The organism is Marinobacter sp. C1S70, assembly GCF_000475355.1.
Taxonomy (GTDB): domain Bacteria; phylum Pseudomonadota; class Gammaproteobacteria; order Pseudomonadales; family Oleiphilaceae; genus Marinobacter; species Marinobacter nauticus.
The window spans coordinates 248,611-274,960 of the sequence record NZ_AXBW01000011.1 but is presented as its reverse complement, the minus strand read 5'-3'; the positions used below and the strand labels follow the sequence as shown (position 1 = coordinate 274,960).

Annotated in this window: 28 protein-coding genes and 1 tRNA gene; 19 read left to right on the top strand and 10 right to left on the bottom strand. The window is 56.7% G+C overall.

Annotated elements, in window-relative coordinates; genetic code table 11:
• Positions 1–146 precede the first annotated feature (146 nt).
• The 3 genes from Q669_RS03390 to Q669_RS03380 all read left to right on the top strand — a co-directional run bounded on the left by Q669_RS03390 (position 147) and on the right by Q669_RS03380 (position 2,905).
• A complete protein-coding gene (locus tag Q669_RS03390; protein ID WP_011784929.1) occupies positions 147–1,667 on the top strand; it encodes a bifunctional GNAT family N-acetyltransferase/carbon-nitrogen hydrolase family protein in 1,521 nt (506 codons plus the stop codon).
• Positions 1,668–1,827: 160 nt separating this feature from the next.
• Positions 1,828–2,226 (top strand): hypothetical protein, encoded by a 399-nt coding sequence (locus Q669_RS03385; protein WP_014421463.1) that lies wholly within the window; start codon positions 1,828–1,830, stop codon positions 2,224–2,226.
• A gap of 46 nt (positions 2,227–2,272) precedes the next feature.
• Positions 2,273–2,905 (top strand): helix-hairpin-helix domain-containing protein, encoded by a 633-nt coding sequence (locus tag Q669_RS03380; RefSeq protein ID WP_022991249.1) that lies wholly within the window; start codon positions 2,273–2,275, stop codon positions 2,903–2,905.
• A gap of 49 nt (positions 2,906–2,954) precedes the next feature.
• On the opposite strand, the gene senB is transcribed toward Q669_RS03380, so the two are convergent.
• Positions 2,955–3,920, bottom strand: a complete 966-nt coding sequence (gene senB, locus Q669_RS03375; RefSeq protein WP_031210917.1) for a selenoneine biosynthesis selenosugar synthase SenB — start codon at positions 3,918–3,920, stop codon at positions 2,955–2,957.
• A gap of 167 nt (positions 3,921–4,087) precedes the next feature.
• On the opposite strand from senB, the gene Q669_RS03370 reads away from it, so the two are divergent.
• From Q669_RS03370 to Q669_RS03355, 4 genes are all read left to right on the top strand, one after another.
• A complete protein-coding gene (locus Q669_RS03370; RefSeq protein ID WP_014421460.1) occupies positions 4,088–4,969 on the top strand; it encodes a putative selenate ABC transporter substrate-binding protein in 882 nt (293 codons plus the stop codon).
• Positions 4,969–5,619 (top strand): ATP-binding cassette domain-containing protein, encoded by a 651-nt coding sequence (locus tag Q669_RS03365; RefSeq protein ID WP_022991247.1) that lies wholly within the window; start codon positions 4,969–4,971, stop codon positions 5,617–5,619. Before Q669_RS03370 ends, Q669_RS03365 begins: the two co-directional genes overlap by 1 nt.
• 18 nt (positions 5,620–5,637) lie before the next feature.
• Positions 5,638–7,104 carry a PhnE/PtxC family ABC transporter permease gene (locus Q669_RS03360; protein ID WP_014421458.1) on the top strand — a complete coding sequence of 489 codons (1,467 nt, stop codon included), beginning with the start codon at positions 5,638–5,640 and terminating at the stop codon, positions 7,102–7,104.
• A 165-nt stretch (positions 7,105–7,269) separates the two neighbouring features.
• Entirely contained in the window at positions 7,270–7,848 is a 579-nt protein-coding gene (locus Q669_RS03355; protein ID WP_022991246.1) for a hypothetical protein, read from the top strand.
• On the opposite strand, the gene Q669_RS03350 is transcribed toward Q669_RS03355, so the two are convergent.
• Together Q669_RS03350 and Q669_RS03345 are read right to left on the bottom strand one after the other, a co-directional pair.
• Positions 7,841–8,137 carry a hypothetical protein gene (locus Q669_RS03350; protein WP_022991245.1) on the bottom strand — a complete coding sequence of 99 codons (297 nt, stop codon included), beginning with the start codon at positions 8,135–8,137 and terminating at the stop codon, positions 7,841–7,843. The two genes, Q669_RS03355 and Q669_RS03350, sit on opposite strands and share 8 nt — an antisense overlap.
• A 40-nt stretch (positions 8,138–8,177) precedes the next feature.
• Positions 8,178–8,627, bottom strand: coding sequence for a hypothetical protein (locus Q669_RS03345; RefSeq protein WP_036148598.1), 450 nt, complete (start codon positions 8,625–8,627; stop codon positions 8,178–8,180).
• Between the two features lie 133 nt (positions 8,628–8,760).
• On the opposite strand from Q669_RS03345, the gene Q669_RS03340 reads away from it, so the two are divergent.
• Genes Q669_RS03340 through Q669_RS03330 form a run of 3 tightly spaced genes read left to right on the top strand, consistent with a single transcriptional unit; the run spans position 8,761 to position 10,967 of the window.
• Complete coding sequence (locus tag Q669_RS03340) at positions 8,761–9,681, top strand: ABC transporter ATP-binding protein (protein ID WP_011784939.1); 921 nt, start codon at positions 8,761–8,763, stop codon at positions 9,679–9,681.
• A 33-nt stretch (positions 9,682–9,714) separates the two neighbouring features.
• The gene (locus tag Q669_RS03335; RefSeq protein ID WP_022991243.1) at positions 9,715–10,476 is read left to right on the top strand and encodes an ABC transporter permease; all 762 of its coding nucleotides are present in this window, start codon (positions 9,715–9,717) and stop codon (positions 10,474–10,476) included.
• On the top strand, positions 10,473–10,967 hold the full coding sequence (locus Q669_RS03330) for a DUF192 domain-containing protein (RefSeq protein WP_022991242.1): 495 nt from the start codon (positions 10,473–10,475) through the stop codon (positions 10,965–10,967). Before Q669_RS03335 ends, Q669_RS03330 begins: the two co-directional genes overlap by 4 nt.
• On the opposite strand, the gene Q669_RS03325 is transcribed toward Q669_RS03330, so the two are convergent.
• Positions 10,968–11,759 (bottom strand): enoyl-CoA hydratase, encoded by a 792-nt coding sequence (locus tag Q669_RS03325; RefSeq protein ID WP_022991241.1) that lies wholly within the window; start codon positions 11,757–11,759, stop codon positions 10,968–10,970. It abuts the gene before it with no gap.
• A gap of 148 nt (positions 11,760–11,907) precedes the next feature.
• Here Q669_RS03325 and Q669_RS19690 point away from each other — a divergent pair, with 148 nt between their 5' ends.
• Positions 11,908–12,057, top strand: a complete 150-nt coding sequence (locus tag Q669_RS19690; protein WP_014421453.1) for a hypothetical protein — start codon at positions 11,908–11,910, stop codon at positions 12,055–12,057.
• Between the two features lie 196 nt (positions 12,058–12,253).
• Positions 12,254–12,988 (top strand): THxN family PEP-CTERM protein, encoded by a 735-nt coding sequence (locus Q669_RS03320; protein ID WP_022991240.1) that lies wholly within the window; start codon positions 12,254–12,256, stop codon positions 12,986–12,988.
• A 107-nt stretch (positions 12,989–13,095) separates the two neighbouring features.
• On the opposite strand, the gene Q669_RS03315 is transcribed toward Q669_RS03320, so the two are convergent.
• Both Q669_RS03315 and Q669_RS03310 read right to left on the bottom strand, forming a co-directional pair.
• Positions 13,096–13,182, bottom strand: a tRNA-Leu gene (locus Q669_RS03315).
• 89 nt (positions 13,183–13,271) lie between these two features.
• On the bottom strand, positions 13,272–13,901 hold the full coding sequence (locus Q669_RS03310; protein ID WP_036148553.1) for a class I SAM-dependent methyltransferase: 630 nt from the start codon (positions 13,899–13,901) through the stop codon (positions 13,272–13,274).
• Positions 13,902–14,085: 184 nt separating this feature from the next.
• On the opposite strand from Q669_RS03310, the gene Q669_RS03305 reads away from it, so the two are divergent.
• From Q669_RS03305 to cydC, 4 genes are read left to right on the top strand one after another with little or no spacing between them, the layout of a single operon-like run.
• A complete protein-coding gene (locus Q669_RS03305; RefSeq protein ID WP_014421448.1) occupies positions 14,086–15,525 on the top strand; it encodes a cytochrome ubiquinol oxidase subunit I in 1,440 nt (479 codons plus the stop codon).
• A 2-nt stretch (positions 15,526–15,527) separates the two neighbouring features.
• Positions 15,528–16,529, top strand: a complete 1,002-nt coding sequence (gene cydB / locus Q669_RS03300; RefSeq protein ID WP_022991238.1) for a cytochrome d ubiquinol oxidase subunit II — start codon at positions 15,528–15,530, stop codon at positions 16,527–16,529.
• The gene (gene cydD, locus Q669_RS03295) at positions 16,530–18,203 is read left to right on the top strand and encodes a thiol reductant ABC exporter subunit CydD (RefSeq protein ID WP_022991237.1); all 1,674 of its coding nucleotides are present in this window, start codon (positions 16,530–16,532) and stop codon (positions 18,201–18,203) included.
• Positions 18,196–19,815, top strand: a complete 1,620-nt coding sequence (gene cydC, locus Q669_RS03290; RefSeq protein ID WP_022991236.1) for a thiol reductant ABC exporter subunit CydC — start codon at positions 18,196–18,198, stop codon at positions 19,813–19,815. Before cydD ends, cydC begins: the two co-directional genes overlap by 8 nt.
• Here cydC and Q669_RS03285 read toward each other — a convergent pair whose 3' ends face one another.
• Positions 19,816–21,057 carry a saccharopine dehydrogenase family protein gene (locus tag Q669_RS03285; RefSeq protein WP_022991235.1) on the bottom strand — a complete coding sequence of 414 codons (1,242 nt, stop codon included), beginning with the start codon at positions 21,055–21,057 and terminating at the stop codon, positions 19,816–19,818.
• A 158-nt stretch (positions 21,058–21,215) separates the two neighbouring features.
• Between Q669_RS03285 and Q669_RS03280 the strand changes: the two genes are divergently transcribed.
• Positions 21,216–21,545 carry a hypothetical protein gene (locus Q669_RS03280; RefSeq protein WP_011784955.1) on the top strand — a complete coding sequence of 110 codons (330 nt, stop codon included), beginning with the start codon at positions 21,216–21,218 and terminating at the stop codon, positions 21,543–21,545.
• A 24-nt stretch (positions 21,546–21,569) separates the two neighbouring features.
• A complete protein-coding gene (locus Q669_RS03275; RefSeq protein WP_022991234.1) occupies positions 21,570–22,025 on the top strand; it encodes a hypothetical protein in 456 nt (151 codons plus the stop codon).
• 30 nt (positions 22,026–22,055) lie between these two features.
• Here the strand turns inward: Q669_RS03275 and Q669_RS03270 are convergent, their stop codons facing one another.
• Positions 22,056–22,997: an electron transfer flavoprotein subunit alpha/FixB family protein gene (locus Q669_RS03270; RefSeq protein WP_022991233.1), complete on the bottom strand. Its 942-nt coding sequence runs from the start codon at positions 22,995–22,997 to the stop codon at positions 22,056–22,058.
• Entirely contained in the window at positions 22,998–23,747 is a 750-nt protein-coding gene (locus tag Q669_RS03265) for an electron transfer flavoprotein subunit beta/FixA family protein (RefSeq protein WP_011784958.1), read from the bottom strand. It lies immediately after the preceding gene.
• 318 nt (positions 23,748–24,065) lie between these two features.
• Here Q669_RS03265 and Q669_RS03260 point away from each other — a divergent pair, with 318 nt between their 5' ends.
• The gene (locus tag Q669_RS03260; RefSeq protein WP_022991232.1) at positions 24,066–25,718 is read left to right on the top strand and encodes an electron transfer flavoprotein-ubiquinone oxidoreductase; all 1,653 of its coding nucleotides are present in this window, start codon (positions 24,066–24,068) and stop codon (positions 25,716–25,718) included.
• A gap of 123 nt (positions 25,719–25,841) precedes the next feature.
• On the opposite strand, the gene Q669_RS03255 is transcribed toward Q669_RS03260, so the two are convergent.
• Positions 25,842–26,303: an FKBP-type peptidyl-prolyl cis-trans isomerase gene (locus tag Q669_RS03255; protein ID WP_011784960.1), complete on the bottom strand. Its 462-nt coding sequence runs from the start codon at positions 26,301–26,303 to the stop codon at positions 25,842–25,844.
• Between the last annotated feature and the right edge of the window lie 47 nt (positions 26,304–26,350).

Here is a 26,350-nt window from a genome sequence, read left to right as displayed (position 1 = left end):
TCCAATCAGGGTCAAAAACAAATTGCATTTATCATTTAGTGTAGTCGAAACATACTTACTAACGGCAGATCCTGCGAAGTCTTGAACACTCTTTGCTAGAATGCTGAGATCACAGCACATTCGCCAGACACGACAGGGAGAACCCTATGGCCCATGAAGAGCTCCACCTGAATCTGCGTAACCTGACCCTTGATGACTACGGCCAGTTGCAAGAGTTGATGGATCGGGTTTACGACGACATTGGTGGCGCGTGGCCAAAAGAAACCATCAAGGCTCTGGTAGAACAGTTTCCGGATGGCCAGATCTGTATCGAAGACAACGGCCAGTTGGTGGCGGTGGCGCTCACGGTATGCGTGAAATACGAAAGATTCAGCAACCCTCACGCCTACGACGACCTGATTCTGCGTAACGAGAAAATCTGGCACAACCCCAACGGCGATTCGCTTTACGGCCTGGATGTGTTTATAGACCCCGAATACCGGGGCTATCGACTGGGGCGTCGCCTGTATGAAGCACGAAAAGAGCTCTGTCGTTCCATGAACCTGCGGGCCATCCTCGCCGGAGGGCGGATTCCCAGCTACTTCAAGTACGCCGAGCAATACACTCCGGAAGAATACATTCAGCGCGTTGATCGCAAGGAAATCTACGACCCGATCCTGACGTTCCAGCTTTCCAACGATTTCCAGGTTACCCGGCTGATGCACAAATACCTGCCGGAAGACCAGAAATCCCTCGGATATGCAACGTTGCTGGAGTGGAGAAACATTCTCTATACGCCTCCCTCATCGGTACTCAACGTCAAAAAAACCCAGGTGCGCATGGGGGCGGTGCAGTGGCAGATGCGGGAATTCACCTCGGTGGAGGAGGTGCTCAAGCAGGTTGAGTACTTCGTGGACGCACTGTCGGATTATAAAAGCGACTTTGCCCTGTTCCCGGAATTTTTCAACGCGCCGCTGATGGGGCTGACCGACCAGATGGATCAGACCCGTGCCATTCGGTTCCTCGCCGGCTTTACCGAACAGTTCCGCAACGAAATGTCGGAAATGGCCGTCAGTTACAACATCAACATTATCACCGGCTCCATGCCGCTGATTGAAGATGACCGGGTCTACAACGTCTCATACCTGTGCCACCGTGACGGTCGTGTAGACGAGCAGCGCAAGGTCCACATCACCCCTCACGAACGTCGCGACTGGGTTATTGAGGGTGGTGATAAATTCCAGGTATTCGATACCGATGCCGGCCGTGTCGCCATCATGATCTGCTACGACATTGAGTTTCCGGAACTGGGCCGTATCGCCGCCAGTCAGGATGTGGACATTATCTGTGTCCCCTTCTGGACCGATACCAAGAACGGCTATTTGCGCGTGCGCCATTGTGCCCAGGCCCGGGCCATAGAAAACGAGTGCTACGTGGTGATTACCGGCAGCGTGGGCAACCTGCCGAAAGTGGAAAACCTGGATGTTCAGTACGCCCAGTCTTCGGTATTCTCGCCGTCGGATTTCGCATTCCCTCATGATGCAGTGATGGCAGAAACCACACCGAACACCGAAATGATCATGTTTTCAGATATGGATCTGGAAAAGCTCAAACTGGTCAGAAACGAAGGTTCTGTCACCAATCTGAAAGATCGACGTGTTGACCTTTACGAGCTGAAAACCCGGTAATGGGCAGATTTGGCCCCGCACAGGGGGCCAAATCCTGATTATTTCCATGAACGGGCTGCGGTAGATAGCTGACGGCATTGCCAAAAGTTTCTGGCCCGTCTATTGTTTAATTAATGTTCAGTATATATCTGGCCGACCTCAATAGCAGAGCAAGCGTTCCATGAACGAAGAACTACCGGACCTGGTCGCGCGTTTCCGAATCCGACACGGCATTTTTCGCAAGGAAACCGTGGAAGCGCGACTTTATGAACTCGACAGTTACGGCTGCGTGATGAAAACGGACAAACTGTTTGAACCCGGGGATACCGTGGTTCTCGACCTTGTTATGGATATGCCGTTTGAAGAAATCCGTGCCGAAGGCCTGACCGGCCTGGTTACCGAAAAGAGAAAACACTGTAGCAACTTCTTCTACTCACTTGATTTTGTTGAGCTAAATGCTCGAGACGAATCGCCGCTCTCTGACAAACTGCGGCGCATAAGAGAAGTTGTTCTCAAGAAACAGAGCCTGAAATCCCGGCGTGGGTCGAGTCCCGCTTCCGGTATGCGACAAATGGCCTGATGCCCGTTCACTTCACCCGCACTTCCCTTCCGTAAGGAGACACTCCATGGCAAAGAAAGCCAAGCCAAGCGTTGATAAGATCGTCAAGAAAGTAAACAAAGAGTTCGAGAAAACATCCGCCCAGATCGAAGGGCTGATTAACGACGCACTGAAGCAGTTCGACAACCTGCAGAACCAGGTTCAGGAGCCGGTACGCAAGCTCCTGAAAGACATGGATGAGCTGCGTGATCGTGAAATGAAGCGCTTTAACGACGAATTTGAGCGCCGCATGAATGAATTCCACGAACTGCAGTCGGCATTGCTGGAGCGCCTGGGTATCGCTTCAAAGGAAACTGGCAAGTCAGTGTCCAAGTCCGGCGAATCAACCTCGAAGGCCAGTGGTACCAAGAAAGCGGCTCCGGCCAAGAAAACCGCCGCTGCCAAGCCGGCCGCCAAGAAAACGAGCACTGCCAAGCCCAAGGCCGCAGCTCCGAAGAAATCGGCCAAGCCGGCAGACAAGTCTGACCTTACCCGCGTGAAGGGCATTGGCCCGGCAACCGCAAAGAAAATGAAAGAGGCTGGCATTACCTCCATCGAGCAGATTGCCAACCCCAGCGATGCGGACAAGCAGAAGCTGGAAGCATTCAAGAGCCTGAAAGGGTTCAGCGAGTTGTCTGCCGAAGCGAAAAAGGTACTCTGAAACCTATCTCGCAACCCCATGGCTTGAAATAAGGGGTAGGCCCGTCGGCCTACCCTTTTTTGCATCTGACCAGGGCGAGTTCCAGGCTTTCCAGTTCGCTCTCCGGGGTAAATCCAGACGCAAGGGCATTTACCTTCGCTCGCAGTTCCGCCAGGAATTCCGCGTCGGTTTCCGCACGTAACATCAGGCTCGCCAGAGCTTTATCGTCTTTAACCGGAAAACAGCCGGGATAGTCATCGCCCAGCAAACCACGGTTGCCGGGAATATCAGAGGCAAGAATCGGCAAGCCCGCCCGACAGGCTTCCGACACCACATTCGCCCCACCCTCCATGATGGAACTGATCACCATAAGATTACTCACGGCCATCAGGTGCTCCAGCTTTGGCTTGTCCAACTCACCCAGATAATGAAACCGGGGATTGGACCGGCTTTCTTCCAGCGCCTTTTCCCGCCACGCCTCGTTGTGGGCCTTGCCGGCGCAGGAAACCACAATGCGGGATTGCTCAGGAAGGTGGTAGCAGGCCCAGGCAGCACGCAGAGAATCCTTTTCGTCACGCAGATGGCCAATAACGCAAACGTGGAACTGGTCCTTTTCTGCCCGGGCGCTACCCGCCACTGACGGCTTGGGCGCGGATTGCCGCAGGCACAGCAATTTGTCGTGGTAGCGTTCGGGAATATCCTCGGCCACCAGATCATGCAGCCCGATCAACAGATCAGCGGCGTCCATGGAGGCCCATGTGATGTCCGGAAACTCGTGCTGAAAGCGGTATATGTCTGTGCCGGTAAGTACCACGATCAAAGGTTTCTCGGGCCATGTTTCCCGGTACCGCTTAACCGCGTCAGCACTTCGCCAGGCGTGCAGGGCAATCAGGCAGTCCGTTTCCTGGCGCTGGTATTCTGTCACCACTTCCACCTGATGACTGGCTGCTTCCAGCAGACTCTGCCAACGCAGTGCGGTGGCCCGATTACCTGCTTTCGAATCCGGGCCGGCTGGAGTTACTATGGTCAATCGCATGGCGTTCACTTGTTCTGTTTTTGAAAAATTCTGCATGTGGCACTGCGCCAGGTAAAGCCTTCCCTCGTATACCGGTTCAGACTTGATGGAAATCACGTTATCCTGACTGGGTTTTCAAGTAGATGGCAACGTTTTTCACCAAACCCCACCTCGCAAAGGAATGATTCATGATGGCAATCAGCAACCTCAGAAAATGGCTGGCGACGGGCCTGCTTTCGCTGGCAGCGGCAACCACCGTTCAGGCAGACACTTTCGTATTCACCGCCATTCCGGATGAAGATGAAACCAAACTGGTCGAGCGCTTTCGTGGCGTGGCTGACTATCTTCAGGAGCAACTGGATGTTGAGGTGCGTTACATCCCGGTGAAATCCTACGCCGCTGCGGTATCGGCCTTCCGCAACAACCAGGTACAACTGGCGTGGTTTGGGGGCTTGTCTGGTGTTCAGGCCCGTCGACTGGTTCCGGGTTCCGAAGCCATTGCTCAAGGCGTTGAAGACGAAGCCTTCGAGACCTACTTTATCGCCAACACGAGCACTGGAATTCAGCCGGCCGACAGCCTGGATGAGCTGGAAGACGAACTGCGCGGCAAAACCTTTACCTTCGGTTCAAAAGGTTCGACCTCGGGCCGCCTGATGCCGGAGTTCTACATTCGGGATGTCTTCAATGAAGCGCCGGATTCCCTGTTCTCCCGGGTTGGTTTCAGTGGCAACCATACCCGTACCCTTCGCCTGGTCGAGGCCGGAACCTATGAAGTGGGCGCCCTGAACTTCCAGGTTTGGGAAAAAGAACTGGAAAACGGCAACATCGATACTGATTCCGTTCAGGTAATCTGGAAAACACCTTCCTACCCGGATTATCAGTGGACCATCCGTGGCGATGTCGACGAGCGTTTTGGTGATGGCTTCAAGCAGAAGGTCACCGAAGCCCTGCTGAAGCTGGACGATCCTGCCTTGCTGGAGAGCTTCCCCCGCTCCGGCTTCATTCCGGCGTCCAATGACGACTACGAGCCCATTCGTGCAACAGCGGAAAACATCGGAATTCTCGATTGATGTCAGGCTTTGATTTCCATGGCCTGACCGCCAGTTTCGATGGAGAGCGGGTTATCGGCCCGCTCTCCTTCCGAATCAATGAAGGGGAACACGTTGGTCTGGTTGGCAAAAGTGGTGCCGGCAAATCCACGCTTATCCGCTTGCTTTATGACCGGCTCGAAGGCAAGGCTTCACTCGTTCCCCAGGGCCTGGGATTGGTCAATGCCCTTCCTGTCTTCCACAATGTGTTTATGGGGCAACTGGACCAGCATGCCACCTGGTACAACACGCTTACGCTGATCCGTCCGTTCCGGCGGGACAAAGACGCCATCCGGGCGTTACTGACCAAACTGGGTATACCAGAAAAACTCTGGATTCCCGCGGCAGCACTGTCTGGCGGCCAACGGCAACGAGTGGCCATTGCGCGGGCACTCTATCGGCAGGCGCCAACTCTGTTGGCCGATGAGCCCATTTCCGCCCTGGACGGGCCAATGGCCCAGCAGGTGATGACCATGCTTACCAATCAATTCACCACCAGTATTGTTGCCCTGCACGATGTGGAGATGGCTCTGGCACACTGTACCCGCATCATCGGTATTCAGTACGGCCAGATTGCCCTGGACCAGCCGGCCAGTGAGCTGACCGCCGCTGACATTTCCGTTCTCTACTGACAGGCACCGACTCTCAGCATGTTCGCCTATCCGACCGTACGAGCCAGCCTTATCTTTCTTGCCGTTGCGTTGCTCGGGCTGTTGGTTGCGGACATTGCCATCACCACTGCCAACCCCTGGCAGGACCTTGGCCGGTTCTTCCTGGGCGTAGCCACACCCAATTTTTTCAGTACCGAAGGCTTGCTCACTGCCCTGCTGCGGACCGTAGCTTTTGCCTTTGTGGGTGTAACCCTCGGGAGTATCTGCGGCTTCCTGCTGGCGCTGGTGTACCGCTTTCTGCCAGTACGAATCTTCTGCGCTTTTATCCGCGCCATCCATGAGCTGTTCTGGGCGCTGATCTTTCTCCAGTTTTTCGGTTTCCACCCGCTCACGGGTGTGCTGGCCATTGCCATTCCCTATTCCGGCATCTTCGCCAAGGTCTATTCGGAAATCCTGGAAGAGGCAGACCAGGAACCGGGCCGTCTGCTGCCACCGGGAACCTCATCCATTGCCGCCTTTCTGTATGCCCGTATCCCTGATTGCTGGGTTCAGATGCGCACCTATACGGCCTACCGACTCGAGTGTGGCCTGCGTTCCTCTGCCATCCTGGGCTTTGTGGGGCTACCGACTCTGGGTTTCTACCTGGAATCCTCGTTCTCCCAGGGTCTGTACTCAGATGCCGGCGCCATGCTGATTCTGTTCTATGTACTGATCGCCACCATGCCCTTATGGGTTCGCCCCAAACTACTGCCGATCTATATTCTTGCAGCGCCCTTTTTTCTTGGGGACGGTCTGCCCATTGTCTGGGGCAACGTGGAGCGCTTCTTTACGGAGGATATCATTCCTTCACCGATCCGGGATGGCGAAGGGCTTGCGGCTATCTGGGCGTGGTTATCCGATGTAATGATAACTGAAGCGCTGCCAGGCATCTGGAACACCGTGGTCTTAACCCAGATAGCGCTGGTAGCCACCGGCATTCTGTCCCTGCTGGCCTTCCCCCTGATCTCGAATCATTTCGGTGGCCCGGTGCGGCGTACCTCCGGCCATGTGTTTCTGGTGATCGCCCGATCCACACCGGAATACATTCTTGCCTATATTCTGCTGCAGCTGTGGGGGCCTTCCATGCTGCCGGCCGTGGTGGCTCTGGCCCTGCACAACGGTGGCATTATCGGCCACCTGATAGGCCGGCAGACCAACACCATTCACCTGCGCCCGGACGCTCCGGTGGGTTTTTCCCGCTACAGCTGGGAACTGGTGCCCCGCATCTACCGCTCATTCCTGGCATTCCTGTTCTACCGCTGGGAAATCATCATGCGCGAAACGGCGATACTGGGCATCCTTGGCATCTACACTCTCGGCTTTTACGTCGACAGTGCCATTCAGAATATTCGTTTTGATCGTGCCATGGTGCTGATTTTGATTACCGCTCTGCTGAACATTGGTGTCGACGCCCTGGGCCGTTTCATTCGTCGCAAACTGGCCCTTCAGACCATGCCCACCTGCTGATCCCCTGGGACTGGCATCACATTTTTCAAAGCTAAACCGGTCTTCAGTGCCATTTTCGGGGTTTGCCCACTGCCCTACCGGTTACACAACGTTACAATCACTCGATGATTCAGCTTGTCGCTCCGTTTTCAGAGGAATACCACGATGGTCAATGGATTGGTTACAATGACAGAACTGGGGCTGATTGCCCTGCTGGCGCTGTTAGCCGCGCGGGTGCTTACCCTGTCCCGGACAGAATCCTTTGTTCCAGCCGGTGCCGCAGGCGCCGATCCGCAAGCCGATAATTCCGGGAGTTCCGCGCGCAGGGTCGCCAGTTCGGGCAATGAAGCGCGTCGCTACAAAGGCATGACGGCACCGGATCGAACTGAACTCTTTACCCAATTGCACATTTTGGCGGGATTGCAGGAGCGGGATTGCCGGGTGAAAGGCCTGGTACTGTCAGAATCGCCAGAGGCGGTTCGTACTTATGCTGCAGCCTGGCTCTACGGTGCCAGCTGCGCCCTGAGCCCGAAACCCGTTCGCCACTCCGAGGCGCTGGCAGGTATGGTTGCGGGCATTGTCAGCCGAAAGACGGGTATTCGGCAGCCAGAGGCGCTGCAGGCTATTTCGACGCTTACCGGTAGCAGCGTGCTGATGGCGTGTTACCGTGCCGGGCTGGAAGGTGCGGAATTCTGGCAAGCCAACCATTATGTGCCTGCTAACTCGAGCCTCTACGAGGCGGTGACCAGTAACGCGTTTATTTAGCGGTTTCGAGAGTCCAGTCGCTGCCCAGGTTAACGGCCTCCCGGCAGGAATCATCGTTGGCAGGTGACCCGGTAATTGCGGGTTTGGTGAATTCGCCATCATCGGTGTAAGTCATGGATTCCACATCCACCGCCCGCACTACCCAGGACTGGCCATTGGCTGAAACTGTAGCCCGGTGGGTCAGCCCGAACACGAAGCGACAGTAATCCAGCTTGAGCTGAACGAGATCCTGCTCGGCCTTGCGAATTTTCCGCAATAGCACCTTCTGAACGCTTTCCCCGTAATCCATCACTGTTCCCTGGAAGTCATCGAAATTTGACGGGATTTAACTATTTCTCAGCCCGGAACACCAGTGCCCAGGGCACATTTTCCAATACTTTCTGGCCATCCTGCAGGTCAATGCGCCAGATCATCTCCGCACCCGTCGTGCAGAACGGAGCTGTAAAGGTTGCCTGATAGCTCAGGGGCTCCTGGCGCTCCATGGGTACCGGATATTCGCCCATATACATGGACTGCCCTCTCAGCACCGCCAGAAAACGGTCCGGCGCTTCCGGTACGGTAATGGCCAGCCGGTATTCCATGCCCTGAACGCCTTCTTCGAGCGTGCTGAGTTCCACTCGCCAGGCGCCTTCGTCGGTCTCCCAGGTGCAGGCACGGGAAAGCAGGTCGCATTCTGGCCGTTCCTCGGGGGTGCCGGCGGTTTTCAGCCACTGTGGGCCAAACACCAAAGCCCCAATTGCAGCCAACACTAAACCCGGAACCACGATGGTTCGTACCATACCCTGCCTCACAACCAGATCTGAAACCGGCATTATGGGGATAATTCCGGACATAGCAAAGGTTTCTAAACTGCTGCCAGCATGAGAAAATGTGCGGCTTTCTGGTCTACCACCAACAGAACAGGACACGCCCGTGCAACCGGACATATCCGTTAAGCACCTGAACAAGATCTACGAAGATGGCTTCCAGGCCCTCAAAGACGTCAACCTGGAAATCTACCCCGGCGAGATCTTCGCGCTGCTCGGCCCCAACGGTGCTGGTAAAACCACCCTGATCTCTATCATCTGCGGCATCGTCAACAAGAGCGATGGCGAGGTCAAAGCCGCCGGCCACGACATCGTCAAGCAATACCGCAAAGCCCGGGAGGCCATCGGCCTGGTGCCCCAGGAGCTTAATACCGACTCCTTTGAAACCGTTTGGGATGCGGTATCTTTCAGTCGCGGCCTGTTCGGCAAGGCACCCAAGCCTGCCCATATCGAAAAGGTTCTGAAAGACCTGTCCCTCTGGGACAAGCGCAACAACCGCATCATGTCACTGTCTGGCGGTATGAAACGCCGGGTGATGATCGCCAAGGCGCTGTCCCACGAACCGCGCATTCTGTTCCTGGATGAACCTACCGCCGGAGTGGATGTGGAGCTACGGCGTGACATGTGGGAGATGGTGCGCAAACTCCGCGAGAACGGCACCACCATCATTCTGACCACCCACTATATTGAAGAAGCGGAAGAAATGGCTGACCGCATTGGCGTTATCCGCCAGGGCGAGATCATCTTGGTGGAAGACAAGAACCGCCTGATGTCCAAGCTGGGCAAGAAAGAACTTCGCCTGCAGCTTCAGCAAAAACTGGATAAGCTGCCCGGGGAACTCACCCTGGAGCCAATCGAGCTTTCAGAAGACGGCTACGAGCTGATCTACACCTTCGACTCTCAGCAACAACAGGCCGGCGTGGCCCGACTGCTTCGTACCCTGGGTGATCTGGACATTGAGTACCGTGATCTGCAAACCCGGGAGAGTTCCCTGGAAGAGATATTCGTGGGCCTGGTGCACGAGTAACCACCCGCCCGAACGGCCCTCACGGAGAGAACAATGAATCTTTACGGTGTAAAAGCAATCTACAAATTCGAGATGGCGCGCATGAAACGCACGGTCATGCAAAGCGTGCTCTCGCCGGTCATCTCCACCTGCCTGTACTTTGTGGTGTTTGGCTCGGCCATTGGCTCGCGCATGGGTGACATCGACAACATCAGTTATGGCGCCTACATCATTCCCGGCCTGGTGATGCTGTCACTGCTGATGCAGAGCATCTCCAACGCCTCCTTCGGCATCTACATGCCGAAATTCTCCGGTACCATCTATGAGGTGCTGTCTGCACCGGTATCCTACGTGGAAATCGTGCTGGGTTATGTGGGTGCCGCGACCACCAAGGCCGTGATACTGGGCCTGATTATCCTGGCCACCGCCAAGCTGTTTGTGGACTACTCGATTCTGCATCCGTTCTGGATGTTCTCGTTTCTGGTGCTCACGGCCATGACCTTCAGCCTGTTCGGCTTCATTATTGGCATCTGGGCCGATGGCTTCGAGAAGCTGCAGATTGTGCCGATGATGATTGTGACCCCACTGGTGTTTCTGGGCGGCACCTTCTATTCCATCGACATGCTGCCCGAGATCTGGCAAACCATCAGCCTGTTCAACCCGGTGGTGTACCTGATCAGTGGCTTCCGCTGGGCCTTTTACGGGGTTTCCGATGTGCACGTGGGCATCAGTGTAGGTATGACCATGGTGTTCCTGACCATGTGCATGACCGCCGTCTGGTGGATCTTCAAAACCGGCTACCGTCTGCGCTCATGATCGCTCGCCATCTTGCCCTGCTGGTTTTAAGCGCCCTGCTTGCAGGCTGCGGCTCGGCAGACGCCAAAGATTCCTCGCACCTGCCGGTGGCCCAGGCCTGTTTCGTCACTGATACAACGCAACACCCGGTGGTGCTGGAAGTGGCCAGCAACAGCCAGGACCGCCAGAAAGGCCTGATGGGCCGGGAAGCCCTGGCAGAAAACGCCGGCATGCTGTTCAGCTATGATTATGAGCGCAGCCCGGAGCAAGGCTTCTGGATGTACCAGACTCTCCTGCCCCTGGACATTGCCTTTCTGGATAACCAGGGCGTTATCGTCAGCATTCGCCAGATGCACCCCTGTGCATCATCTCGCAGCAACGATTGTCCCAGCTACCCCGCTGGCGCCTCCTACTGGCACGCCGTGGAAATGAACGCCGGTTATTTCAGCAGCCGGCAAATTGAAGCCGGAGACCGTCTGATCTGGGATCAGGCCAGCCCCTGCAAACCCTGATTACTTGTGCTGCCAGTCTGGGTCCCGCTTATCCAGAAACGCGGAAATACCCTCCTGGGCATCATTCGCCTGCATGTTTTCCGCCATCACCTTGGCCGTGTAGTCATAGGCCTGAGCCAGCGGCATTTCCAGCTGTTTGTAGAACGCCTCTTTACCAATTTTCAGGGTATGCCCGGATTTTCCGGCAATGGTGGCGGCCATGCCGTACACCGTCTCATCCAGGGCTCCCGGTTCTACTGCACGGTTAATCAGCCCGACTTGTTCTGCCCGGGCCGCATCAATCAACTTACCGGTCAGCAGCATCTCCATCGCGTGTTTGCGGCTGACATTGCGGGACAGGGCCACCATGGGCGTGGAGCAGAACAGGCCAATGTTCACGCCGGGCGTGGCAAAACGGGCGCCCTTCTCTGCCACCGCCAGATCGCAACTGGCCACCAGCTGACAACCCGCGGCGGTCGCCACACCGGCAACCCGGGCAATCACCGGTTTGGGCAGGTTCACAATCTGCTGCATCACCCTGCTGCACTGCTGAAACAGCCGCAGTTGGAAATCGTGACTGTCGAACTGATCCCGCATTTCCCGAAGATCGTGCCCCGCACAAAACACCTTGCCGGCTGCGGCAAGTACCACCACGCGCACGCTGCCATCCCCGGCGATCTGCTCAAGTACCTCTGAAAGCGCTTCCAGCAAGGCCATCGAAAGACTGTTACGCCGCTCCGGTTGGTTCAGGGTTACTGTGGCCACGCCGTTTTCAGCGTGCAGTCGCACCAGTTCATCAGATGCCGCCGTCATACAACACTCCCCTTGGTTTTTATCGGATATTTCTTGGTGTCAGTATTCCCAAGGCCGCCGCCTATGTCGAACCGACCTTCGGCGTATGGTTGCAATGCCAGGAAATGCCCTCAGGGTAATAACATGTACCCGACACAGGAGGTGATGCATGTCTCGCTCAACATTGCTCAAAGCCGTTGTTGGTCTTGCCATTATCGTTGGCGGTATCGTCGTGATTATCAAGGATGAACCGGCCGCCCCCACCGGCGACATCAACAGCATTGAGCCCCTGCCAGAACAGGACAGCCCGGATCGTTAGCCTCTGGGTATGTCCGTTTTTTTTACAATGCAGCTGATCAAATATCACCCAGCCGCAAAGGTGACACTCCTTTCATATTGTTAAACGGGCAGTTTTTAAGATCAGGCACCCCTGTTGCTGATTGTCTACCGGAGCTCAGGAATTACACCTTCGAGCGACGGTAAACAAATGACGAAGCCCACAGGGAGTGTCACCCATGAATAAGAAACTATTGATCGCCAGCGCCGCCGTGGCCTTGTTTGCCGCAGGATCCGCCCAGGCCGCGGTGATTCAGCTGACCAGCGTTAGCGGGATCTGGACCGCCACTAACCCCGGAAGCCCTGCCGTAACCGGTGGTGGAACCAGTGAAATCCGTTGGGGCAATCCGGCCAACCAGCAAGACCAACAAAGCGGATACCGTTTCGACGGCTACACCCCTCTTCCGGCAAACATCAATGAAAACACAGACTTTGACTTGGGTACCTTTACCCATTTCAACTGGCCCATCTACGAACCCTCACTGAATACCGCCCAGCTGACCGTCGAAACCAACCTGACCATAGATGGTATGGCGGAAACCGTATATTCCGTGTTTGAGTTCGAACATTGGGAAACACCCAACAATGATTGGCGCTGTGCAGATGGCGGCAGAAATGGTCTAGGTGTTAACGCGAATGGCTGCGCAGACAGAGTGACCTTCGCGCTCAACGTCGGCGCCTCTGATTCCTTCCTGATTGATGGCGTTAACTACTTTGTAGATATCTCAGGTTTCTTCTACAGCGGTGCATTGGCCAGTGAATTCTGGACCATGGAGCGGATGGACAATGACGCTACACTCAAAGGTGTCATTACCTCACGGCCGGTTTCCGTGCCAGAACCCTCTACCCTCGCCTTGCTGGGCCTGGGCCTGCTGGGATTTGGTGTGAGGAAGCGGATGGCTAAGGCTGCTTGATAGCCACGCAAACGATTAGGAAACCGCGGCTGGAAACGGGCGCGGTTTTCTTCTTTCTGGAGAACCAAAAAGGCTAGCGCTAAAACTACGTTTTTCACTCGAAAGAATGGTGCCCGGAGCCGGAATCGAACCGGCACGGCCTTGCGGCCGAGAGATTTTAAGTCTCTTGTGTCTACCAATTTCACCATCCGGGCATCGGAGGGGAGATTCTTGAAGGGCGGAATTGTATAAGGGCCGGTGGCGTAACGCAATTCTGTTTCCCGGCGGCTCTTCAATACGCTTTCTATGCCTCCACCGGCTTGATCGCCCTGCCCTTGTAGATGTAACCCGCGATTTTGGGCGCTTTTGGGATGTAGAGGTTTTCCAGTTCCAGGATTTCGAAACCCGCTTCCCTGATCAGGTCCGCTATATGGCGGTTCAGGTGGCAGCCACCGGCCAGCTTGCGCCAGCCGGGTGTGATTCGATGTTGCCATTTGCGGGTGGCATCGTGGGGGGATTCGCCGTGCTCCAGGAACAACAGGTTACCGCCGGGCCGAAGCACCCGCTTCATTTGCTGCAGCGCGGCGTGCCAGTCCGGGATGGTGCAGAGGGTGAAGGTCAGCAGCACGGTGTCCACACTGTTGTCTTCCAGCGGTATTTTCTCCCCCGGCAGGTCCAGCCATTCCACTTTTATGGGCGAACGTTGCAGGTTGGGTAGCGCTTTTCTGCGCATGCCCTCGGAGGGTTCCAGTCCGTACACCAATTCAACCTGGTCCTGGTTGTAGAACTCCAGATTGATGCCAGAGCCCATGCCCACTTCCAGTACACGGCCCCTGGCCTGCGGAACCACCTGGCTGCGCAGCTTCATCACCTGGCCCATGGAACAGGCCTTGTCTATGATGTGGGGGAGAATTCGTTCCTCGTAAAAGCTCATCTGGCTCACCATAATTGTTTTATATCAAGGGGTGCGACAAACTGCCCTATCGAAATCTGCTACGATTTGCGTAGCATCGTAATCATCTGCCGGTAATAACAACATAACAAAATAAACTATGGCAGCGGCTGAACGGGTTCGCTGACCCGTTTGTTATGACTTGTGCGAGTTACCGGAGGTTCCTATGGAACTAGATCCTCTCATCCTATCGCGAATCCAGTTCGCGTTTGTGGTGTCATTTCACGCCATTTTTCCGGTGTTTACCATCGGGCTAGCCTCCTACATCGCGGTACTTGAGGGCCTCGCCTTCAAAACCCGTAATCCGGTGTGGACCAAACTGTCGAGCTTCTGGACCAAGGTCTTCGCTGTGGTCTTTGGCATGGGCGTGGTCTCGGGCATTGTGATGTCATTCCAGTTCGGTACCAACTGGAGCGCGTTCTCTCAGGCCTCGGCCAACTTCCTCGGCCCCATCCTGAGTTATGAGGTGATCACCGCATTCTTCCTGGAGGCGGCGTTCCTGGGGGTGCTGCTGTTTGGCCGCGACAAGGTACCCGCCGGCGTTCATCTGTTCGCCGCCATCATGGTCGCCACCGGCACCTTTATCTCGTCCTTCTGGATTCTCGCAGCCAACAGTTGGATGCAGACACCGGCCGGTGTCGAATTCCGTGAGGGAGTGTTCCATGTGGTCTCCTGGAGCGAGGCTATCTTCAACCCGTCCTTCCCGTATCGCTTTATGCACATGGCCCTGGCGTCCTTCCTTACCGGTGGATTTGTCGTGGCGGGTGTCAGTGCCTGGTATCTGTTGCGGGGGCGTGAGGTGGAAGCCAATCGCAAGGCACTCTCCATGTGCCTCTGGTTGCTGCTGTTCATTGCCCCGGCCCAGGCGGTTGTAGGTGACTTCCATGGCCTGAATACTCTGGAACATCAGCCCACCAAAGTCGCGGCTATGGAAGGCAACTGGGAAACCTCCCGCAATGTGCCGCTGTTGCTGTTTGCCATTCCCGACCAGGAAAACCAGACCAACCATTTCGAGATTGGCATTCCCAGCCTGGCCAGCCTGATTCTTACCCACGAGTGGGATGGCGAAGTGCCGGGTCTGAATGAAGTGGCGGTCGAAGAGCAACCACCGGTGGCGATTGTGTTCTGGTCCTTCCGGATCATGGTCGGCATTGGTGTCCTGATGATTCTGTTTGCGCTCGCAGGCCTGTTTCTGCGCGCGGGTGGCCAGCTTTACAAGACCCGCTGGTATCTTCAGGGGATGCGCTTTATGAGTATCGCGCCCTTCTTTGCCGTGCTTACCGGCTGGTTTGTGACCGAGGTAGGCCGGGCACCCTGGCTGGTGTACGGCATGATGACCCAGGCCGAATCGGTAACGCCCTCGCTTACCGGCGGCATGGCGCTGTTCACGTTGATCGGCTATATCGTTGTCTATGCCCTGGTGTTCAGTGCCGGCGTGTATTACCTCATGCGGGTGCTTTACGTTGGTCTTGAAGATTCTGACGATGAAGAACATGCCTCTGATCGCCCTGCCCGTCCGCTCTCTGCGGCCCATGTGCCGTTCGAGATTGAATCCGGCTCACACGGCGTTCATCAGGCAAAACCGGCTAACGAAGGGGGGCACTGACCATGGAACTGTTTGATCTCGCCCTCATCTGGGCATTCATTATTGGCTTCGGCATCATCATGTATGTGTTGATGGACGGCTTCGACCTGGGCGTGGGTATCCTGTTTCCGTTCGCTCCGTCGGAAGAGGACCGGGATACCATGATGAACTCGGTGGCCCCGGTCTGGGACGGCAACGAAACCTGGCTGGTGCTGGGCGGAGCCGGCCTGTTGGCCGCCTTCCCGATGGTGTATTCCATCTTCCTGCCAGCACTCTACATTGGTGTGTTCCTGCTGCTGGCAGGGCTCATCTTCCGGGGTGTGGCGTTTGAATTCCGATTCAAGGCTCGTACCTCAAGGTACCTGTGGAACTGGTCGTTTGCCGGTGGCTCTACCATTGCCGCATTCGCTCAGGGTGCTGTGGTCGGGGCTTACATCCAGGGTTTCAATACCGTGAATGGCGCCTACGTTGGCGGCGCGCTGGACTGGCTGACCCCGTTCACCGTGCTGACAGGCCTGGGGATGCTGGCCGGTTATGCCCTGCTGGGTTCTACCTGGCTGATCATGAAAACCGAAGGGCGCCTGCAAGAGTGGGCCTACCAGGTAAGTGCACCACTGCTGATTGCCGTGTTGGTGGTGTTTGGCATTATCAGCGTATGGACGCCCTTTGTTGACGACATGGTGCGGGAGCGCTGGTTCTCCAATCTGAGCGTGATCTGGATTCTGCCGGCCCTGACCCTGCTGTGTGCTTTCCAGATCTGGCGTTCGGTACGCAACCGGTTTGAAGGTATGCCATTCGTCGCCACCATGGGCCTGTTCATCACTACCTACCTCGGACTTGTGGTGAGCAAGTGGCCGTATGTGGTTCCGCCCAACTACACCCTGTGGGATGCGGCTTCCGCTTATGAGTCCCAGCTGTTCCTGCTGCTCGGCCTGCTGTTCGTCATTCCCATTGTTCTGGCCTACACCGCCTGGACCTACTGGGTATTCCGCGGCAAGGTGCGTGCGGGCGAAGGGTACCACTGAGTGGCGGATCCGGCCCGGTTAAAGGTCCGCGCCTGGCTATCGGGTCTGGCCCGCAACAGCCAGCGCTGGATCACCGCAACCGTTCTGGCCGGTGTTCTTGCCGGGCTGGCAACCATCGTACAAATGGTGTTGCTGGCCTGGCTGATTCACCGGGGTGTGATTGAAAAAACGCCGGTTTCCGAACTCACGCCCGTATTTCTGGCCCTGCTTGCGGTTCTGGTGATTCGGGCCGCAGGCCAGGGGCTGCAAACCCGCTTTGCAGCCCGCTGCAGCGAGCAGGTGCGGCGCGATGCCCGCCGGCAACTGCATCATCACTGGAAAGCCACCGGTCCGGTTAATCTGGCGGATACGTCCGCTGCGTCCCTGGCTCGCGAGTGGTTGGACCACGTGGAGGCGCTTCACGGCTATTTCGCGCGTTTTCTGCCGCAGATGACCCTCTCCGTGGTGATTCCCCTGGCCATCCTTGTTCTGGTGTTCTGGCTGGACTGGCTGGCTGGTATTTTCCTGGTGCTCTCTGCTCCGCTCATTCCGCTGTTCATGGCCCTGGTGGGCATGGGCGCAGAAAAGCTGAACCAGCAACATTTCGAAACGGTCAGCCGGTTGTCCGGCCAGTTTCTGGATAAGGTACGAGGGCTAACGACGCTTCAGCTGTTCGGGCAAACCGAGGCGGCCAGCCGCACGCTGGAAAACCGTTCCGACCAGTACCGCAAGATCACCATGAAAACGCTGAAAGTGGCATTTTTGTCGTCAGCGGTACTGGAATTCTTTGCCTCTGTGGCGATTGCGGTATTGGCCATCTATATCGGCTTCGGATTGCTGGGTTATATCGAATTTGGCCCAAGCGACGAACTCACGCTGTTCAGCGGATTACTTATCCTGCTGCTGGCCCCGGAGTTCTTTCAGCCCTTGCGCACGCTATCCCAGCACTATCACGACCGGGCAGCCGCCCTGGGGGCCGGTGCCGAGATTCTGGCCCGGCTGGAACAGTCTGTCGACAACGCAGAGCCGATCCGGCCAGACAACAGCATTAGCAATCAAGGCATTCAGATCTCCGGGGTCACGCTCCGTTACGGCGAGGGCCCGGTCATCTTCGATAACCTGGATATCCGCATCAAGGCCGGTCAGGTGATCGCCCTTACCGGACCCTCTGGTGGAGGCAAATCGACCCTTTTGCATCTGCTGGCTGGCTTTATTCAGTCAGAGGCAGGGGCTGTGTCAGTATTCGGCGAGGCTCCGGGCAATCAGCCGTTTGGATGGCTTGGCCAGCGGGGCTTCTGGATTCAGGGTACCTGGGCCGAAAACCTTCGGCTAACCACCCCGGATGCGACGGATATTGCCATCGACTATGCATTACGACAGGTGGGCCTGGGTGAGCTGGTGGACAGCCGCGCTGACGGCATTCACAGCCGCATTGCCGAGGATGGTCTGGGGCTTTCCGGTGGTCAGGCCCGTCGTTTGAGCCTGGCCCGTATCTTCCTGGCGGACTATCCCCTGGTTCTGCTGGATGAACCGACGGCCGGGCTGGATGCCACCAGCGAGGTGTTCATTCTGGAGGCCCTGCATAAACTCAGCGAATCCGGAAAAACACTGGTGTTTTCCACACATCATCAGGCGCTGCTGACCCTGGCAGACCGTGTACTGGTCGTGAATGACGGCGAGGTGCGCGATGCCTGAACTGAGGCCCTGGCTGGCACTGATTTTTCGTCGCAAAGGCCGCCTTACGGTTGGTGCCGGCTTGCTACTGGGCACCCTGCTTTCCGGTATCGGTCTGCTAGCGTTGTCTGGCTGGTTTCTGACCGAAACCGCGCTGGTTGGCCTGTTGCTGGCGGCAGGGATACAGGCCTACATCAATCTTTATGTGCCGGGCGGTGGTATCCGGTTTTTTGCGGTGTCCCGAACGGTGTTCCGGTATCTGGAGCGCGTGTACAACCACAACACGGTACTGCAGCTACTCACCGATATTCGGGTGGCCCTGTTTGACCGATTGGCGGCCCGGCCACGAACAGAGCGCAGTTCCCGTTCCGGCGCGCAGTGGCTTTCCCGGCTCACAGCCGATGTCGATGCGCTGGACACACTTTATCTCAGGCTGATTGCCCCCGCCGCCCTGGCAGCCGTGGTTACCCTACTGCTTGCCGCAATGGCGTGGTTACTGTTTGATGGTGTTGTGGCGCTGATTCTGGTGGTGATTCTGTCGCTTTCGTTCCTCCTGTCCACCTGGCTGGTGTATCTACGAACTTACGCTGCCTCCGGACAGTTGAGCGATCAGCAGGAGAGCCTGCGAGGCGAACTGGTTGAGCATCTTGAAGGCTTTGCGGAACTTACCGCCGCTGGCCGCACGGGTAAGCACACGGCCCGGCTGATGCGTCGAAGCGTAGAACTTTCCAGGGATCAGGCCCGGATCGACAGCCGAACCGGCTGGCATCAGGCTGGCTCTCATCTGCTGATCAATGTCGCGGCGGTGGCAGCCTTGTGGCTGGGCTTCCGCCTGTTCGAGCAAGGCACTCTGAGCGGCCCGGTACTGGTTCTCCTGCCCATTGCCCTGCTGGGCCTGGCCGAAGTCTACGCCATGCTCCCGGATGCCTTTGGCAAACTGGGAGCGACTCGTGCTGCTGCGCGCCGCCTGAACTCCGACCACGGTCTGGAAAGGGCCGCGGCATCACCCGCTGGTTCTGCTGGCGAACTGCCGGAGGGCTTCTCTCTTCAGGCCTGCGATATCACCTTGGGTTACGCGGGTTATTCGCCCTTACTCAGTCACTTCACGCTGACGCTTCGCCCGGGCGACACCGTGGGTATCGTTGGCGTCTCCGGCAGTGGCAAATCCACCCTGGCAGATACCCTGGCCGGGCTGGCAGAGCCATGCCGGGGAGAACGTCATTCCCTGCCCTGCGCCTACCTCACGCAAGCGACCGTGGTGTTTGAAGACACCGTGAAAGCGAACCTTCAGTTGGCAAACCCCAACGCCGGGGACGGTGATATGTGGCGGGTACTGGAGATAGTCGAACTGGCGGAACGGTTCGCCCAGGACGCTGAAGGATTGGGTACCTGGCTGGGCAGCGCCGGCAACCGTTTATCTGGCGGGGAGGCCCGGCGCCTGGTGCTGGCCAGGGTGTTACTGAGTCAGGCACCCGTGGTGATTCTGGATGAGCCTTTCACTGGTGTGGACGAGGCAACCCGTAAACGGATTTCGCCCCAGATCAGCCGTTGGCTGCAGGGGCGCACCGTGGTGTGTCTCGGGCACGGGCCGGACGCCCTGCTGGCCTCCGACCGTATTCTGCACCTGGGTTGATCAGCGGGTTTCGACCACTTCAAACGTCAGACCGGCATTGGCCTGCAGGCGCTCGAGCAATTTGCCATCGAGCGCCGAGGCCGGTGTCCAGAAGCCACCTTTGACGTCCTCTTTCACATCAAAGGCCAGACACAGACCGGCTTCACCAAGCATTTTTGATGTCGAGCCGTAACCCGGGTCGCGATCGCCCGTCACCTTGGTGATAATGGTCTTGCCATCGGTGGTTTTGCCCACGAAACGCAGGTCGTAGAAACCTTTCTCCTGATCGTCCGGGCTCGGGCCCTCACCCGGCTTAGGTACCAGCTTTTCCACCACCCAACGTGTGGGCTTGATGGCGGACGCGGTGAAGAACGCACCCAGCGCACCCACCATACCGTAAGCGGTCAGGCGGCCTTTGGTGCCCTTGCCCGTCATGATGGCTTCGTCGTAGGTGAACTCTTTGCCGTAGCGGGCACCCTGCAACGCATTGGAGCGGTGCACCACACGGGTGTTGATGGCACCCATCACAAACGGGGCCAGCCAGGCGTTGAAGTTCTTGTCAAACTCAGCAGATTTCAGGCTGGGCTGGCGTTTCTCGGAGCGATGCTCCGGCGGGCAGATGGAGAACGGATTGGCCAGTTCCTTGCGCAACTTGGGGTCGGCTCCGGCTTCCTTGGCCACGTTGATCATGGAAGCCACCGTGCCGCCAGAAAGGCCGCCCTTGGCGACTTTCACCCTCATGCGCACGTCCTGGCAGGCTTTGCCAAAGGTTGCTTCCGATTGCTGCTGCAGGAACCAAACGCCCATATCGGAAGGAATCGAGTCAAAGCCGCAGCAATGCACAATCCGTGCACCGCTCTTTTTAGCCTTGGCCTCGTATCGCTCGATCATCCGGCGGATCCATTGTACTTCACCAGTGAGGTCGCAATAGTCCGTACCTGTCTCGGCGCAGACTTTTACCAGAGTCTCGCCGAAAAGAGCGTAGGGGCCCACGGTTGAGATGACCACTCGGGTCTGGCCGCACAGATCGCGTAGCGCAGGCTCGTCTGCTGCATCCGCCAGAATTACCGGTAGTGATGCGGCGCCTGCCCCCAGATCCGACTTGAGCTGGTTCAGCTTTCCTTCGGAGCGGCCGGCAATGGCCCATTTGACCTCCTTGTCTGCACCATAGTTTTCCAGAAGGTAGCGAGCCAGAATCTGGCCGACGAAACTGGTGGCACCGAACACGACAAGGTCATAGTTCGCAGCGGTGGTGTCTGTCATGGTCTGTCCTTGTTCAAACGAATGTATGAATGGATGGTAACAGGTTTATTCTGTGGTGCTACTTTCCCGTGAACTCGTGAACCGGCGTCGGGCCGGCCAATCGTTTGTCCTGTGGACTGCGGCACACTCTGCCCAGTCATTGAAGGAGGAGAGCCCCTTTGAGCGTCTTTCTGATTATTATCAGCCTGTTTCTTCTGGCTTTCAGCGCCCTGCTGGTCTGGCAAGTGCTTGAGCAGCGAAAGATGATCAAGCAAATGCTGGAAAGCGAGGATATCAGCGACACACATCAGGATCCTGAGCTGGTGCTTACGTTACGGGTACGGGATCCGATTGCCTTGGCCAAACGCGAATCCCGCACCGGACGGGTGCTGGCCGACCGCCTGCCAGTAATGACCCGGAAAATGGTCTATCAGGAAGTGATGAAAGAGCTGGAGCGGGAGCTGGACGAGCGGGACATTGAGGTAGATATGCACATTGAGTATCGCTAGTACAAGAGCAACAGGAGCCCTGCCATGCTGTTACTGATCGTTAGCCTGATGTGTCTGGCCGGCAGCTCAATACTGTTGTTTGCTGCATTCCGGCTGTCCAATGGTAACCGGCGCGACCTGAGAATCCTGAATGCCCATCGTATAGGTGCCCTGAGCGCTATTCAGAAAAGCCGGATGGACCTGATGGAGGTTCGCAACCGCGCCCGGTTGTTGGAAGAAACGGTGTCCGGCGGCGCGACGGCAGTCGAGAAAGTCCACAAAGCCATCGCCAACACCACGTTTGGCCTGATTGACCTTTTTTCCCGGGACGATGAGTTCCGGGACAGCGCCCGCCGGATAAAGCAATCCCACCACCAGAAGAGCGAGCAGGTGTACAAAGCGGTGAGAACCTCTAACCGGGCACTGCATATCCTCGCGGATACACTGATCATCGGCAAAGCGGAAAAACGCATTGTTTCAAAAACAAAGAAGGCGCCCTGAGGCGCCTTCTTTTTCTGAAACTTCAGAAAGTTACAGAACTTTCTTCAGTTCCTCTTCCAGCTGCGGAACTGCTTCGAACAGGTCTGCAACCAGGCCGTAGTCGGCCACCTGGAAGATCGGGGCTTCTTCGTCCTTGTTGATCGCAACGATCACCTTGGAATCAGACATGCCCGCCAGATGCTGGATGGCACCGGAGATGCCAACCGCAACGTACAGCTGCGGAGCAACGATCTTGCCGGTCTGACCAACCTGCATGTCGTTCGGCACGAAGCCGGCATCAACAGCGGCACGGGAAGCACCAACCGCAGCGCCCAGCAGATCAGCAACCTGCTCCAGCATCTTGAAGTTGTCGCCGTTCTGCATGCCACGGCCACCGGAGATAACGATACCGGCAGAAGCCAGGTCCGGACGATCAGACTGGGCTTTCTCTTCACCAACGAAGGAAGACAGGCCAGCGTCTTTTACTACGTCCAGCTGCTCAACAGAGGCAGAACCACCTTCAGCGGCTACCGGGTCGAACGCGGTCGGACGAACCGTCACAACCTTGATGCTGTCGCTTGCCTTGACGGTCGCAATGGCGTTACCAGCGTAGATCGGACGCACGAAGGTGTCTTCGGATTCAACGCGGATAATGTCAGAAACCTGGGCAACGTCCAGCAGCGCAGCAACACGCGGCATGAAGTCTTTACCAGTGGTGCCGGCAGAGGTCAGGATGTGGCTGTAGCCCTTGCCTACTTCAGCAACCAGCTCAGACAGGTTTTCTGCCAGGAAATGACCGTAAGCGGCATTGTCGGCAATCAGTACCTTGTTCACGCCTTCTGCCTTGGCAGCGGCTTCAGCGACGGCGCCTACGTTCTCACCGGCAACCAGCACGTCGATGTCGCCACCGATGGCCTTGGCAGCCGCTACAACGTTCAGAGTAGCCTGTTTCAGGCTGCTGTTGTCGTGTTCAGCAATTACCAGGATGCTCATTTAGATCACCTTCGCTTCGTTCTTCAGTTTATCCACCAGCTCAGCTACGTCAGCCACCTTGATACCAGCCTGGCGTGCAGCCGGGGCTTCGACTTTCAGGGTGGACAGGCGAGCGGCAACGTCAACGCCCAGGTCAGCCGGAGACATGGAGTCCAGCGGCTTCTTCTTGGCTTTCATGATGTTCGGCAGAGAAGCGTAGCGCGGCTCGTTCAGACGCAGGTCTGTGGTAACAACCGCCGGCAGGTTCAGAGCAACTGTCATCAGACCGCCGTCTACTTCGCGGGTTACGTTAACCTTGTCACCGTCAACAACCACTTCAGAGGCGAAGGTGCCCTGGCCCATGCCAGTCAGAGCAGCCAGCATCTGGCCAGTCTGGTTGTTGTCGGAATCGATGGACTGCTTGCCAAGAATAACCAGCTTGGGCTCTTCTTTCTCAACAACAGCCTTCAGCAGCTTGGCCGCTTCGAGGGACTGAACTTCTTCGTCAGTCTCGATGTGGATACCGCGGTCAGCACCCAGAGCCAGGGCAGTACGGATCTGCTCCTGAGAAGCCTTCGGGCCAATGGATACAACAACGATTTCACTGGCAACGCCCTTCTCTTTCAGACGAACCGCTTCTTCAACTGCGATTTCGCAGAACGGGTTCATTGCCATCTTGACGTTGGCGAGATCAACGCCGGTGTTGTCCGGCTTGACGCGCACCTTCACGTTGTAGTCGATAACTCGTTTTACAGCGACCAGAACCTTCATAGATTCCTCGTTCTTCTACGATGGATTTAATGAGTCTTCACAGTCAAAGGACCGGGTTGACCCGACCTGACAATGAGACGATACTAAAAATCGACTCAAAACACACGATATTTCGGTGTATACGTACAATGCCAAAGGTTAGTGCAGATTTCAAACAAACGTTTGTTTGATTCTTCAAATGCGTTATCCTTTCGGGACAAATAGCCGTTTTGAGCGGTTTTGGGCTGTCGTCTATACGCATTTTTACCGGTATGATGGCGCCCCTGATGAGGCCTGCGGGCAAACAATATCCATTAAAAGCTGTTTGAGGAGACCAACGTGGAACGCGAATCGATGGAATTTGATGTTCTGATCGTCGGCGGCGGCCCTGCGGGCCTGTCGGCAGCCTGCCGCGTCATGCAACTGGCGCAGGAAGCCGGCGAAGAACTAACCGTTTGTGTGGTTGAAAAAGGTTCTGAGATCGGCGCGCACATCCTCGCCGGCACCGTATTCGAGCCCACGGCCCTGAACGAACTCTTCCCGGACTGGAAAGAGAAAGGCGCCCCCCTGAATACCCCGGTTACCCGGGATGACATTTTCCTGCTGAAGAATCAGGAAAAGGCCACCAAAGTACCCAATGCATTTGTGCCCAAGAACATGCACAACCACGGCAACTACATCATCAGCCTGGGCAACCTTTGCCGCTGGCTGGCTGAGCAGGCCGAACAGCTGGGTGTTGAAGTGTATCCGGGCTTTGCCGCTTCAGAAACCATCGTTGAAGATGGTCAGGTAAAAGGCATTATCACCGGTGATATGGGCGTTGCCCGTGACGGTTCCGAGAAAGACGGCTACATGCCGGGTATGGAACTGCGCGCCAAGTACACCCTGTTTACTGAAGGCTGTCGCGGTCATCTGGGCAAGCGCCTGATCAACGACTTCAAGCTGGACGAAGGCAAGGATCCGCAGCACTACGGCATCGGCATCAAAGAACTGTGGGACATCGACCCGGCCAAACACGAGCCAGGCCTGGTAGTTCACACCACCGGCTGGCCGCTGAACGAATCCGGCTCCACCGGCGGCTCTTTCCTGTATCACCTGGAAAACGGTCAGGTTTATGTTGGTCTGATCACCGATCTTTCCTACAGCAACCCGCACCTGAGCCCGTTCGAAGAGTTCCAGCGTCTCAAGTACCATCCGGAAATCAAGAAGTATCTGGAAGGTGGCAAGCGTGTTGCCTACGGCGCCCGTGCAATCGCCAAGGGTGGCTACAACGCCCTGCCGAAGATGAGCTTCCCGGGCGGCCTGCTGCTGGGTTGCGATGCCGGCACCCTGAACAGCTCCAAGATCAAAGGTTCCCACACCGCCATGAAATCCGGCCTGTTGGGCGCTGAAGCCGTATTCGAGGCCCTGAAGGAAGGTAAATCCGGTGAGGAAATCACCAGCTTCCAGAAGCGTTTCGAAGACAGCTGGCTGTACAAGGAGCTTTACGCCGAGCGTAACTTCGGCCCGGCCATGCACAAGTTCGGCAATATCGTCGGCGGTGCCATCGCATTCTTCGAGCAGAACATTCTGCGCGGCAGCCTGCCGATCACCTTCCACGACACGACTCCGGACTACGCCACCCTGAAGCCGGCGTCTGAGTGCAAGAAGATCGACTATCCGAAGCCGGATAACAAGCTGACGTTTGACCGCCTGTCCTCGGTGTTCATTTCCAACACCAACCATGAGGAAGATCAGCCGGTTCACCTGAAGCTGACCGACCCGGAAATTCCGCTGAAAGAAAACCTGCCAAAGTACGACGAGCCAGCGCAACGTTACTGCCCGGCCGGCGTATACGAAGTGGTCGAGAAAGACGACGGCAGCGGCAAAAAGTTCCAGATCAACGCCCAGAACTGTGTTCACTGCAAGACCTGTGACATCAAGGATCCTGCCCAGAACATCACCTGGGTAACGCCGGAAGGCGGCGGTGGTCCGAACTACCCGAACATGTGATCCACGATCACTGTTTCAGAAAACCGGGGCTTGCCCCGGTTTTTTTTATGCTCGCAGATTATTCCGGGCATAAAAAAACGGCCCCCGAAGGTGCCGTTTTCTGATCAACCATCAGAAGGCATATCAGTGCACGTGGCCGTGCTCTTGCTCTTCGTCGGTTGCTTCGCGGGTTTCTACCACTTCAACGTCGAAGTGCAGAGTCTGGCCCGCCAGCGGGTGGTTGGCATCGATGGTAACGGTTTCGTCGCCAACTTCTACTACACGAACGACCTGGGGGCCGCCCGGAGTTTGTGCCTGGAACTGCATGCCTGGCTCGATGGTGTCTACGCCCTCGAAAGCAGAGCGCGGAACCGGCTGGATGAGCTCTTCGTTTACTTCACCGTAGCCTTCAGCTGGCTCTACGGAAACTTTAACCTGGTCGCCAGCGTTCTTCTCGGTCAGCGCACTTTCCAGTCCGCCGATGATGTTCTGTGCACCTTCCAGGTATGCCAGTGGCTCACGGCCTTCTACGCGGGAGGAATCGAGTTGCTCTCCCTGGTCGTTAGTGAGCGTGTAATGGATGGTGACAACACGAGGTTGGGCCATGTGATCTCCTTGCGTGTCGCAATGACTGTGTATTTAGATTGTAGGCA